This window comes from Candidatus Nitrosopumilus sp. (genome assembly GCF_040878665.1).
Classification (GTDB): Archaea; Thermoproteota; Nitrososphaeria; order Nitrososphaerales; family Nitrosopumilaceae; genus Nitrosopumilus.
In genome coordinates, this window is record NZ_JBBDLU010000008.1 from 1 (window position 1) to 13,583 (window position 13,583).

Below are 13,583 nucleotides of genomic sequence, written 5' to 3' on the forward strand. Positions count from 1 at the left end.
ATTTTACGAAATAATGAGGAATTAGTGCAAAATCTTTGCCCCTAATTATATCCCCGTTTTAATGGCGCGGGGGATATAGTTAGCCGTATAGATTTTGCACTTTTCTGGATATTAGAGGCTGAGAAATGTCACTAATTTTACCTAACTGAGAAAAAAGAACTAGTCAAAACAGAAAATCCCAATATATGGTGCCTGCAACTACAAACAATATGACTGACACTTTAGATAGAAAAGTTTCTCAGCACACAAATGTTGTATTTTTGAAACTTTTGGATTCCACTACAATGAAAACGGCATGCAGTATAATGAAAAAACACCACAAAGAGGAGGTTATTGTTGTAGATGATACAAATAATCCAATTGGAATTGTCACAAATCAGGACGTCCTAAAAAAAATTGGAGAGGCATATGTAAATCCAAATAATACACGATTAGAGGATGTCATGACATTTCCACTTGTAGTTGTCAAACACAGTGACACGTTACAAAATGCACTAAAAATAATGCAAGACAATGCTCTCAGAAAACTTGTCGTCATAGGAGATGACGGTAAGATAATTGGCATGATTTATCATCACATAATTATGAATCTGGTTCGTCAAAAAATCAGCTCCATATCCACAAGAAATTACTCCATAAGAGCAATACTTTGGAATCTTGGAACAGTAACACAGTTTGCAGGAATTTTGATGCTTATTCCATCATTGATAGCAACAATTCTTAATGAAACAGTAGTTGCAACTGGAGTATTTTTAATGTCAGCAGTACTTTTGATTACTGGATTTTTTCTAAATTCCTATGGAGAAAAGCATCCGCTAAACTTGCAAGGATCTGCAATTATGATCTTGTCAAGCTTTTTCATTTTGGTGTTGTTTGGCACAATTCCGTACTTGTATGTAGCGCCTTATGGAGAAATAGGTATTGCAGACCTGTTTGCAAACAGCTTTTTTTCAAGTGCATCTAGTTTCACCACTGCTGGGGTAACTTTATTTTCAACACCTGAAGATCTTCCAGATAGTTTCACATTTTATCGTAGTTTTAGCCAGTTTGTAGGGGGAATGAGTTTCATTTATTTGATAATGACGGCATTTTACCCTGAAAAGAAACTCATGACAATGAGGGGGTTCATATCTGGAAATATCCCAAAACTGCGCGAATTATTTGCAACAATTACCATAGTGTTTTTCATATACACTGCAATCATCGCGATGCTCATGTTTTATCTTGGAGAACGAAACATACTAGATGATTTTTCCATTGCAATGAGCGTATTGTCTACTGGCGGATTTATGCCAGATTCTGCAATTGTAGAAACCCTGACTTTACCAGAATACTTTGTGTTGATGGTAGGAATGATCTTGGGAGCTTTACCATTTGGGCTTCATTATGCATTTCTAAGAAAAAAATTCATGTCAGTTAAACTGACCAGAGAGGTTGGGATTTATTTTATGATATTGGTTGTAGCAAGTCTGCTTTTTATTATCATGACAGATGTTTCTGAAATAGATTCAGTATTTACTGTAATTGCAACTAGCACCACTGCCGGTATTCAGATTATAGATTTGACCGAGATTGACTCTGCTCCAATGATCTTGCTGATGATTTTAATGCTGATTGGTGGATGTGGTTTTTCAACTGCTGGTGGGATCAAGATATTTCGCCTTGGGCAGATTTATCAGTTTGGGAGATATTTCAAACGAGTAAAATGGAAAAACATTCCATCTCATGATAGAAAAGAAATCTATATTGCATTGATGTTGTTGGTGTTGTTTCCAACTGCTCCAATTCCAGTGGCATATCATTTGAGTAATCATGGAAATGATTTTTCAGATTCTTATTTTGAATCTGTTGGCGCCATAACAACTGCGGGTTTGGGGGTTGGAATAATAAACATTGATCTTGATCCGTTTTCAAAAATTCTTGTGTCATTGCTTATGATTTTGGGTCGTTTAGAAATAATTTTACTTGTATACATCTTCATACCTAAACTAATTTCATAGGATCAAATCTATCACAGTTATCTAAGGTGTTATATATGGGACTAAACTTTTCAAAATTTTTGATGATTTTTTCATGATTTTAGTGTAAAATCTCACTCCTAACTATATCCCCGTTTTAATGGCGCGGGGGTATAGATAGGGAGGCTCCATTTGACCTTTTTTGGAACGAATTTACAGATATGGTGAAAATTATACACCAAGTGAAATAGACAAACGTAATAATTTCAGAATACTTAAGTTTCTACAAAATTCGATTATGATATGGGCGATGACTGGCGAGGTTGGAAAGATGGAAAATACGATAATAGATACAAAGGAGTCAAACATCGCAACAAGAAAAACAACAAGGCGTATTTTGCTATAGTAATTGCAGGTATTGCAGTTTTAGTTGCAGTGATAGTTAATGCAAATTATGACATTACATATGAAGGTCAGAAAATTGAGGAGGTAATTCCAGTTGAATCAATTAAGAGCACTATCGGTAAAATATCAGACAGTATTCCAGTTGAATCAATTGAGAATACGATGGAGGGCATTTCAGAGAAAATACCAGTAAAGATAGAGCCAAAATCAGAAATTACAGAAACAGAATCTCAAAAACAAACTAGAACATATCCTCCAGTTACTCTAAAGATGGACAATAAGCCAAGCGGTGGAGTTACAGCAGACTTTACAATAAACAAAGTGCAAGTTACAGATAGCGACTATTACAAAATAATTAACATTAACATACTAATGACATTACATATGAAATTAGATGACATGATTGTTTTCTCACCCACGGCAATGTGGATTTTAAAAAGTCCAGACGGAGAGATTTATGCTGAACAATGTCATGGAAGACAATATGACGGAAAGATGATAACTGGAAAACAAAATCCAAACATGTCATGGGATATTTGTTTTCATGTAGAAAAGGATTTGAATAAATTCGATTTAATGAAAGAATCCTCAAAAATAGGCACCATTATTCTTGATTAGATTCTAAATTCTGTTGTTCATTTTGTAGCAACGTATGATTAACTACCATATTTTGTACCTTTTCTCATGGATATGTCAAATAGATTGATAGGAATGTTGGGCGAATGTTTTGCAAAAGAATGGCTTACCAAAAAAGATTGGGCATATGCATCATCTGAGCAAATTTTTAAAGGTAAAAATTATGAAAAAATAGAATTCAAACTAGACGCTAAGAGGATTCTAATCTCAATACCTGAAGAATTTCAATTGGAGATAGAGCAAATTTGTAAACCTCATAGAGGTATTTTTACACCATACTTTGATTATGATTTTCTTGCCTGCAAGGTTGCATCCAACCAAACAAGATTTCTAGAGGATCCTCGAGAAGATGATTTTTTGTGGATAGAGGTCAAAGCAGGAAACAGCATTCCAAGTAGAGCACAACTAAAAGCAAAATCAAAGACATCCATTCCAGTAAAGATGTGCCGTGTGAAAGGAATTTCAAACATAACAAATGATATCTTTATTGAATTTTCGGAATTAAAAGAAATACCTAACCTAAAAGAAGATTTTCCCAATTTTGATGATGTGAAATGGAGGGATTTTTAGGATCTCGTTTTAGTTCGCTAGCATAAACACGCGGTTCTATTATGGTATTTTGTAAGAATTTTTAGTAAATTCATAAATTTCTTCTCTTTCTAGCATTCGTTTAATGTATTCTTCAATTTCAATTTCTGGCATTCCATGTTTTTTTAATTCTTGAATTATTTGATCTTTATTTACAGAATACATGCTTGAACCTCTTAGTTTTTCTATTATTCCTAAAATCATAATACCATAATCCTTCATCAATGGTGATTCCTTACTATTTTTTTCAATCACATGAGTAGATTTCTCTTCACTCGTTTGTTCTAATGGTTCTTTGGTGTCAATTGTTGTTTTTATACCATTTTTCTTTTTTTCATTAAAAACATCTATTCCTTTTTCTTCTAACCCCAACAAAAATTTGGCTAGATTTTCTGGACTTATGTAAACGTGTCCTGTATCATAATCTCGTATTCTTTTTGGAAGTGATTTTAACCATACCTTATCTGGATATGATGTTAGTTTTTCTTTAACTGTCTTTTGTATTTTTAATTTATTTTTTTTAAATATCTTTCTTATTATGATCAGCATATTTGTTTTGATGTCTTCAGCAACTTGATCAGAATAATGAAATGCATAACCACAAATTCCCCCTAAACCGATACACTCTTTCTTAGCAATATTTTTTATAAAATACTGAGTTTTATTTCCTTCATTACATAAGCCACAATGATATGGAAATCCATCATTTCTTCTCCTATCTGGAAATTTTTTCAAATATGGAGAAAGAATCGTAAAATCTTCTGGAGAATTTGGAATGATTTTTCTTTCACCACTAGATTCTAGATCAAAGGCTGTCCAATCTTTAATGTCAGAACCTGTGCTACGTAATACTGGAAGTTGTGTTCGACGCCAGTTTCTAGCCAAATTATCCTCTTTGATCAATCCTGCATCAAACAATTCATTAAAGAATTGAACATCTTTTCTAATACATTCGTTGAGATTAGGGTATTCCTCCCATGAATACACCTTGTTTGGAAAAGAACAAAATATGCATTCACAGCCATCATAACAATCTTTTTTGAGATTGTCATCACACCAAATACACGTACGATTTTTGTATTTTTCACGAATTTTCTCTATTCTATCATCTGTAGAAATACCAACCATTTGTCACATTATGAACCATTTACTTTTAGATAAATCTGAGTAATTATGCGTAAAAAATATGAGGTAGTTCTCAAATTCTTGATTTTACACAATCTTAAATATCTAATTCACGTATTTTGTGTGTGTACCAAGAATATGTTCAAGAACTTTTGACTCGTTATGATGATTTGAAGTCGAGATCGAATCAAGGTTCTTGGGATAGTTGGTTCATGAATAAATTTAAACTAAAAAGAATGTTAAATTTGGAATCTTTTGAAAGCTTCTATCGTAGAACGTACACATTCGATTTTGCAAAACGTAGATTCCACCAAGAAATTAGATATGATTTAATCGATTTGCGTAAATTACTTGAAATCTTGACTGCTAGAAGAGGTGATTTCGATGAGGACATTTTAAAATCAATAACATTAATCAATGATTTCTTAGAAAAAACCACTTTGCATCAAAAGAAGCCTAGTAAATTAAACAAAATTTTATGGACTGTAGTTAACAGTTCAATAGTATCTTCTCTTGCACTACCTTGGATAACTTCTGCAGAACAATACTATCCAATAATTTTGATGGTAGGCGTCATGATTGCAATGCCATTTGGAAGTTGGTATATGGGTGAAAAGTTAACCAACTATATTATTGAAAAACTATGGTATAGAACCTGTAATGAACAATTAGGAATTCCAAAATTAAGAGAAGAACTAACTAAAAAATTAATTTTAGAAATTAACATTTGATATTTTAAAACCAATTAGAAAAATCTCAGAATTTTTTCAGAATCTTCTGTAAGATTTATTCTAACGTGACAGGTTTTTTCGTACGTAAATTAACCATTTTACAATTAAAATCTACACTTTAAAATAAAAAAACAGTAAAACAATCAGTGAATCATTATTTTATCAATATACAATCATTGATTTTATCATTGTAACAATACACAAAAAATAGAGTCATTCACGCCTGAAAATCCCATTATGTCAACGGATTAAAACAATCAACGAATGTGCTAATGTTATACAATTACAACAATGAATGTGCTAATGTTATACAATTACAACAATGAATGTGCTAATGTTATACAATTACAACAATGAATGATCAAAGCAAAGTCAATGGATGTAGTTTTGTTTTGATATTACAGACATTAAAAATAAAATAGTTTCTAAATGAAACAATATTGTTTTGCATATTATCAAAATTCATGCCTAATTTTGAAATGATTTTAATAAAACTCCGTGCCTGATTTTATAATAATATCAGAATGATTTCATAATTACGCACAAAATATTGTTATTATCAATACTGACAAGTTTTGCAATTATAATAAAATTTCATAATCATAATACCATTCTATAATCATAATAAAATTTTACAGTTTATGAGTACAGTTTTTCTGAAACTTTACTGTAAATTTTTCTAGTTTTACTGTCTGCAAAGTTTTTCTTCATGTACCATAGAGTTGACTTGTTAATTCCTAGTCTCTTTCTCTCCTCTGGACTCATTGAGAGAATCTTTTCTCTTATTTCTAAATCATCGTTTCTGTTAATTGTTATATGAGGTACAACAAACTCTATTGTCTTTTTCTTGTTTGATACATACTGGGATAACTGTGAGATATTATCATACAGGATATTCTGGTATGCAAAGTTTCTTTTCTTGTATGGCACTTTAGTATTAAAATTCGAATTTATCTTTTCAATTAACAACTTTGCAGTATTTGGTTTTAGTCTAATGTGATAGTTTTCAGTCAAGATAAAATCAGATTTCTTTAGTTTGTTTTCTTCTAGTAATTGTATAACACTCAGGTCAACTAGCCATCTAAACAGCTCCTGTAAATCATAAACCAATGGAGTTCTACTCAATAGAGTTTCATGCAAGAATCCAATCTGGGAATCCAGTCCAACCGAATTTAGAAACTTTCTGATTTCAGATGATAAAATGGAATATCCATAGTTCAGTAAAGCATTGATTTCATCTGATGCATGATCTGCTCTTTTATGATCAACACTTGATCTTGTCTCAAATGAAAACTGGGGTGCAACTTTGGCAAAGATATCTCTAATTGCCTCAAAGTAAATTTTAGCCATTATGGCTTCATGTCTCATAATTTCTGGTATTTTGTGTATAGTTTGTGGGGTTGAATAGTAAGAAAATTCTGACTCTATTCTACCCTGATACTTTTTCATATCTAGTGGGTAGAATTTTGCAAGTTCACTTAGCAAATTCAATGAGGAATCAACTTTGGACTTTACTAGTTGATTTGCAATGTTGCATCTAATGGGATAATCAAGATGCTTCTTGTATTGTTCTAGTCTCAGTTTTCCTGATATTGTCTGGTCAGGCAACGTGCTTGCCAAAATATTTCCATCCCAGTTTAACAATGTTAGATGGATGTTATGTTTCATCAGCCACCTCATTGACTCAAATGAAATGTTTCCAGTGTGTCCGTCTATTATGATGCTGTCATGGTTGATTTTGTGTGGATAAAATTCCAGTCTTGTCTTATCCAGTCTGTTTGTGACGATTAGTTTTCTCTTGTCCACATTAATTGATGTGCCAAAGCCTGAAATTAGTAATGGATTCATTTTCTTTCAAACATCTCCGTGTAGTTTTGTCCAGTTATCTTGAGGTTTTTTGTATGAATAATCCAACACTTCAAAATCATAGGGATAACTTTTTCTTAACAATTCATACAAGGGTTCCAAGTGTAATCTTGTTTTGTTTTTGAAAATTTTATCCAAATGTTTTTTAATATTTTTAAAATCCAATTCCACCATGGTCTCATTTAGCGGATCTGATAGTTCGTTAGGTATTTTTTCTCTGGTCATGAAATCTGGAATCAACAATAACGCATCAATGATAAAATGACGCATGTCAATTGCCTTAGTCCAATCTTGACCTGTCTCCATGCTTTTTAAAACAGTATAAAACAAGATTGCACTCATCTTTTGACTAAATTCAAAATACAACTCCTCTGCATCCGAATACTCTCGAATAAATAGATCATCTGCAAAATATTCCGAATAGTTTGATGATAAAACATCTACATGCCTATCTAGAACCTTAAACACATTTTTTGATAACATGTAATATTTTTCCCTCCCTTCCTTTATTGATACTATTGTTTTCTCTTTTTCCAGTTTTTTAAGATGGGTGCTGAGAACTGGTTTTGATACTCTAATTTTTTCTTGAATATCTTTGAATCTCAATCTCTGGATATCTTTTTTCTGTAACAGTTTTACTATCTCACTTTGTGTATGTCCTGTAGGTTTTCTGTTGTTCTCGCTTACCAATTTCTAATAGGTTAGTATAACAACTGCTATTAAAAGTTAGCATTGCTTACCAATTATAGGCTTGTTATTCTAAGATTTACTATAAAAGGTTAGTATTGATTACCTATCTTATTGAAAGTACAACTAAACATCAAGATTGAGCAAAAAGATCTCAAACTGGTAAGAAAGATTTCAGAAAAACGCGGTGAAGGCGTTGCTGACTTTGTAAGGTTTGCAATAAGGATGGAACTTGGAAGACTGGGGTTTCTTGATTCAGATGAGATGAAAGCACTGGGAGTTTCTACTTGACTAAGATTAAACAGAAATGGAAAAAGGATCTCGATTTGCTTTCATCAAAACAAAGCGCCAAGTATGATGATTCACTTGAAGTAATTGGTCTAATGAGACAAGGAATGTCATTAAATCAGGCAAGCAAACTAGTTGGAATCTCTCCAAGTACTGTCAAAAGATATGTTGGTACTACACTAAAACTAAAAAACAAAAGAATCATTGCAAGAAAAAATGATTCGTTACTCAGAAAGATTAGAATTTATGAAAACGGAAAAGAAGAATTCATACAAATTAGAGGAAGAAAAAACTCTGCAATTGTAGCACAATACCTTGGTGCAGTTGGAAGAAGAATTGATAAAAATGATACAACTGCATTAGAATCATTTGAGAAAATAACAATTAGAGATTTTAAAGGAAATCATCACAGGTTTGAAACTGACATAAAAAAACTAATTCGACTATTTGAAAAAAGAGAAGAGCCTGAATTCTTTAAAATTTATCGTGGGAGATAGACATGAGAGATTATTTTGATGATATCAAATCAGTAATTGCACAAAAGAAAACATTTGATAAACTAGTAGAGTCACAGGGAATTTGTGTTATTTGCGGGCATGACAACCCAACAGACTTTGAATATCATCATATTGCTGGAAAGGCAAACAGTTCGATTGTAATTTCTTTGTGTCGCAATTGCCATGGACGACTGTCAAGAAAACAGGATATTTGGCCAAAGGGTTGGTCACGTAAATCAAAACCATCCATGAAGATGCTTGCCATGTTGTTAAGAGGAGTCTCTGATGTTCTCAGAGTGATATCGGATCATCTGTGGGAGATGGATGATGAGTGATGAAATCATAGCAGTTCGTGCCTATACTGTACCTAAAACGGACAAAGGCAAGAAACCTTCTGGATTCACACCCGAAAACATTCCTTTTGACAGGTGTATTGTCTGGGACACTGAAACCACTACTGATAATTTACAGAATCTAAAGTTCGGATACTTTGAGATTTGGCAATATAAAATTCTTGAATATGTTGGAATCTTTTATGATCCTAAAATCGTATCATCAAAGGAGCAGGAAATTCTAAAACAATATTGTATCAAAAAAGACATTCGATTATACACCCTAGTTGAGTTTAGAAGAATATTTCTTTATGAGGTGTATGATTTGGAAACACTATGCATCGGATTTAATCTGCCATTTGACCTGACTCGAATCCCAATTAATACCTCTAGTTCCAGAGTAAGAAAAAAGGATGTATTTTCATTATTTTTTACAAAGAACCTGAACTATCCACGATTGCATCTTACGCACGTTACATCGACTTTGTCATTTATCAACTGGAGTAGTATCTGGACTGGAACCAGTTATTTTACCGGAAACTTTCTTGATCTAAGAACTTTGTGTCATGCACTAACTGACAAAAAACATACTCTGGAATCTGCATGTCATGCATTTAATACAGATTTTAAAAAATTCAAGTCTCAAAAACATGGAAAGATTACAGACAAATACATAGACTATTGCATAAATGATGTAAAGTCAACTCATTCATTATTCCTTAATGCAAAAAAAGAATTTGACACATACGAATTAGACATTCCAATAACTAGGGCATTTACTCCAGCTACAATAGGAAAAGAATTTCTAAGAAAGATTGGCGTACTATCGTTCTTTGAGAAAAATCCAGAATTTCCATTTGAGTTGGTTGGAAAAATAATGAGCGGTTACATTGGTGGAAGAGTAGAAGATAAAATCAGAATGACTCCGACTATGGTCGATGTGCTTGATTTTTTATCAATGTATCCAACTGTATGCACACTACAGAACTTGTGGCAATTTGTAATTGCAGAAAAAATTATCCATATAGATGCGACAAAAGAGATTCAAGATTTAATTGATAATTTTACCATTAAGGACGTACAAAACAAGACACTATGGAAGAAATTACAATGTATGGTTCAGATAATTCCTGATGAGGATGTTTTACCGATCAGGGCACCATTTGGAGACAAATATTCGTGGAATATTGGAACATGTACTGTTTCAGGCACAGATCCCATGTGGTATCCCCTTGCCGATGTCCTGCAATCAAAGATACATTCAGGAAAGACTCCAAAAATTATTCAGGCAATCAAGTTTGTCCCACATGGAGTCCAAAAGAATCTCAAAAATATCAAAATTCATGGAATAGAAATAGATCCCTACAAGGGAGATTTATTCAAGAACCTAATCGAATACAGAGAAACACTAAAGCAAAAAAGAGACTCGTTTGAAAAGGACACTGCACAATACCAACACTATGACAGAAAGCAACAGATAATCAAGATTATTACAAATGCAATTAGTTATGGAATATTTGTCGAAATCAACACTTTTGATGAATCTAAAAAAGTTCCAATTGATGTTTATGGTTTGAGCCATTTTGAAAACAAGAAAACAAAAACTGAAAAAGCAGGATACATGTTTAATCCAATAATTGCTGTTTCCATTACTTCATCTGCAAGACTGTTACTATCTACAACTGAGGCATTATTGGAAAAACATGGTACCACTCATGCATACTGTGACACTGACTCCATGATGATTCCACCTCAATACACAAAAGAGATTCAGGAATTCTTCCAACCGTTAAATCCATACAACTTTGATGCAAAAATTTTCAAATTAGAATATTCTAAAAAGTGGTTTTACGGGATATCCTCCAAGCGGTACTGCCTTTATGATGTTGTTGGAGATACAATAGCAATCGATGATGATAAATATTCAGCACACGGATTGGGACATTTACTTGATCCTTTCAAAAATAATTCCGATGATGAATCAAAATGGCACAAAGAAATATGGAGTGATATTATTAATTTACACTATAACAAAGTCACACAAGAATCACTAGTTGAAAAATATTCAAACAAGTATGCCTTGCAACAACTAGGTATTACCACACCATCTATTCAAAAAAGATTCAAAGAGTATAATGATGGGAAAGATTATTCTTCTCAGATAAAACCCTCAAACTTTGCAATCTTGGGATTCTCCAACATTGAAAATCCCAAAACTAGCAAATTAATCAAGCCATTTGCACCATATCAGAATCCAGCAAAACATGCAGTGTATGAGGAATTTGTCGACTATAATGATCCTGACAGGCAGAAATATCAGGGGATACAGCATTGGAAGCCTCTTTGGGATACGATTGAGGAATACATGAAACATCCAGAATCAAAGTTTGATGGGGATGTTGGAGTTTTGGAAAGAAAGCATGTCTGGATTTCCTCTGTTGTCCACATTGGAAAGGAAAGCAATGGATTAGACGAATCAGAACTGTTTGGATTGGATGCGTCAAGTTATGAAATTTATCAAAATGAGTCAGAGATTGATGAGAAATTCAAGGAACTTGCGCCAAAGATATTGGAGTTAAAGCCAAAGGATGTGAAAGATTTTGGGATTTCAAAGCAGACTTTATGGAATATCAAAAATAAAATAAAATCAGAGCAATCAAAACAAATTTCTAATAGAATTAAATTTAATCTTTTGAATTTATTATGTTAACTATATCTTGCAATCCTTTTGTATATTCTTTGTTCGAAGCAATTTGTTTTGCTAACTCCATGCAAAAAACATAATATGAAAATCCAATTGGTTGTAGATATTTATCAAAAAAATTCTTTAGTATTTTTTTACCTCTGAATAATTCTAATTCTTTCTTTTGAGATATGATTGCATCCACTTCGGCAGTTGCATTATTTACAATTATTTCTAAATTAGCATCATTAGGAATTTTTGTTTTGATAGATTCCATAATTTTCTGATGATTTACTTTTAATTCTTGAACCGATGTCCCGTCTATTATCTCATTAATTGATCCTATTTTTCTCTTTATTCTTATACGTATTTCATCATCTCTTAAACTTTTTATTATTTCATCCAAAGATGCATTAACATCATCCGTGGTTTTTAATGTTGAAGTCTCACGGTATTTATCTAGAAAGTCATTAATTACATCAGGTTTTAGTAATAAATTTTCAATCATACAAACTGGCAATCTAAATATCCATTCATCTGTGATTGTGGGATCTTGATCTTTATCTATTATTGCAAATACTTTTGTTTTATTGATACTATGAGGTATATTTTCTCTTAATCTTTTAGCTCCTTCGATAACTATGCTTTTTCCACCAAAAGGAATTAAGATGTTTTTAGTAATATCAGGACATAGAATTTCAAATAATTTTTTGTCAGTAGGTTTTTTTTGCATATCTACTGGTGATTCTCCCTCAACACATACCAAATTTCTCAACGCAGTAAGAGAATAAGTGTCACCACACAATATTCTTAATGCATCTAATCTAGAATCTTCATCTACTAATCTTGTTAATTGGTTTCCACCGTCGGTGGTTTTTGGAGATAGAAGAAAAAGTTCTTCAAAAGTAGCGTTATTTAGCAGTACAGGCGAATGTGTTGTAATAACAAATTGAATTCCTCCTTTTGAAACAATGTTTCGAATATAATCAAGTACCCGACCTTCAAGAATTGGATGTAGATGTAATTCTGGTTCATCTATTAAGACAACAAGATCAGTTTGCGTTTTAGGTGAAGATTGAGACTCGATGGACTTCAATATGGAATCTATTTCGTATTCTATAAATGGCAGAAATAAGGTCAAAATTGCTTTTTCTCCCGAACTCAATTCATCAATATCTACATCACTCGATTTTCCTATTGATAGGTCAATCCCTTCTGCTCTTTTCCATATGCATTTTATGTCATTCTTATCATCTAAATTGATCTTATAAAATTCAAGATGAGGTAGTAAAGTTCTAGTCAATTCTTTTAATGGTTCATAAACATCTGGAAATTTTATTTCTAAATGTTCATCATAAATTTTTGTTAATGCACTTTGTCTTTCTACTTCTATCTGTCCTAAAGAAAACTTGATAAATTTTGTAGATTCATCAGCTGATTCAGCAGATCTTTTTCCAGAGTTGATTCTTATTGCCTGAGTACCGCCAAGAATATCTCCAGTAATGGCCTCTTGATATGTTCGACGTGCTTCCCATAAATACATGGCCTGAATTTTTTGTTGTGACCATACTCTATGTGGTGGTATATACATAACATTCCCTGTTACTGCCACAGTGTTTTTTCTAAGTTTAATTGCATGAAGAAGTGTAGATTTACCAGTTCCATTTATTCCCGCAATGATCATGATTGGGGGAACTTTATCACATTGAGCTAAGTGGATTGTCTTTAATGGTCCAATCTTAAAACTGTCTAACAATATTTGATTTTTTCATCGGGTTTATTTAATA

Annotated in this window: 12 protein-coding genes; 8 read left to right on the forward strand and 4 right to left on the reverse strand. The window is 32.5% G+C overall.

Translation table 11 applies throughout. The annotated features are described in order from the left end of the window. Nucleotides 1-209: 209 nt before the first annotated feature. From WDZ98_RS07935 to WDZ98_RS07945, 3 genes are all read left to right on the forward strand, one after another. Nucleotides 210-2,000, forward strand: coding sequence for a potassium transporter TrkG (locus tag WDZ98_RS07935; RefSeq protein WP_368060739.1), 1,791 nt, complete (start codon nt 210-212; stop codon nt 1,998-2,000). Nucleotides 2,001-2,261: 261 nt separating this feature from the next. Then, a complete protein-coding gene (locus WDZ98_RS07940; protein ID WP_368060737.1) occupies nt 2,262-2,981 on the forward strand; it encodes a hypothetical protein in 720 nt (239 codons plus the stop codon). Between the two features lie 66 nt (nt 2,982-3,047). Then, nucleotides 3,048-3,569: a hypothetical protein gene (locus WDZ98_RS07945; protein ID WP_368060735.1), complete on the forward strand. Its 522-nt coding sequence runs from the start codon at nt 3,048-3,050 to the stop codon at nt 3,567-3,569. A 39-nt stretch (nt 3,570-3,608) separates the two neighbouring features. On the opposite strand, the gene WDZ98_RS07950 is transcribed toward WDZ98_RS07945, so the two are convergent. Beyond that, a complete protein-coding gene (locus WDZ98_RS07950; protein WP_368060733.1) occupies nt 3,609-4,715 on the reverse strand; it encodes a hypothetical protein in 1,107 nt (368 codons plus the stop codon). A 209-nt stretch (nt 4,716-4,924) separates the two neighbouring features. On the opposite strand from WDZ98_RS07950, the gene WDZ98_RS07955 reads away from it, so the two are divergent. Then, nucleotides 4,925-5,443 (forward strand): hypothetical protein, encoded by a 519-nt coding sequence (locus tag WDZ98_RS07955; RefSeq protein WP_368060965.1) that lies wholly within the window; start codon nt 4,925-4,927, stop codon nt 5,441-5,443. 639 nt (nt 5,444-6,082) lie between these two features. Here WDZ98_RS07955 and cas1 read toward each other — a convergent pair. Continuing rightward, nucleotides 6,083-7,291: a CRISPR-associated endonuclease Cas1 gene (cas1, locus tag WDZ98_RS07960; RefSeq protein WP_368060729.1), complete on the reverse strand. Its 1,209-nt coding sequence runs from the start codon at nt 7,289-7,291 to the stop codon at nt 6,083-6,085. Between the two features lie 6 nt (nt 7,292-7,297). Beyond that, nucleotides 7,298-7,999, reverse strand: a complete 702-nt coding sequence (locus WDZ98_RS07965; protein WP_368060727.1) for a winged helix-turn-helix domain-containing protein — start codon at nt 7,997-7,999, stop codon at nt 7,298-7,300. A 111-nt stretch (nt 8,000-8,110) separates the two neighbouring features. Between WDZ98_RS07965 and WDZ98_RS07970 the strand changes: the two genes are divergently transcribed. From WDZ98_RS07970 to WDZ98_RS07985, 4 genes are read left to right on the forward strand one after another with little or no spacing between them, the layout of a single operon-like run. Continuing rightward, nucleotides 8,111-8,287: a hypothetical protein gene (locus WDZ98_RS07970; protein ID WP_368060725.1), complete on the forward strand. Its 177-nt coding sequence runs from the start codon at nt 8,111-8,113 to the stop codon at nt 8,285-8,287. Continuing rightward, entirely contained in the window at nt 8,284-8,781 is a 498-nt protein-coding gene (locus tag WDZ98_RS07975) for a helix-turn-helix transcriptional regulator (RefSeq protein ID WP_368060723.1), read from the forward strand. Before WDZ98_RS07970 ends, WDZ98_RS07975 begins: the two co-directional genes overlap by 4 nt. Nucleotides 8,782-8,783: 2 nt before the next feature. After that, nucleotides 8,784-9,116, forward strand: coding sequence for a hypothetical protein (locus WDZ98_RS07980; protein ID WP_368060721.1), 333 nt, complete (start codon nt 8,784-8,786; stop codon nt 9,114-9,116). Beyond that, on the forward strand, nt 9,109-11,823 hold the full coding sequence (locus tag WDZ98_RS07985; protein WP_368060719.1) for a hypothetical protein: 2,715 nt from the start codon (nt 9,109-9,111) through the stop codon (nt 11,821-11,823). The genes WDZ98_RS07980 and WDZ98_RS07985 overlap by 8 nt, the downstream gene beginning before the upstream one ends. On the opposite strand, the gene WDZ98_RS07990 is transcribed toward WDZ98_RS07985, so the two are convergent. Beyond that, entirely contained in the window at nt 11,798-13,552 is a 1,755-nt protein-coding gene (locus WDZ98_RS07990; protein ID WP_368060717.1) for an AAA family ATPase, read from the reverse strand. The genes WDZ98_RS07985 and WDZ98_RS07990 overlap by 26 nt on opposite strands. Nucleotides 13,553-13,583 lie beyond the last annotated feature (31 nt).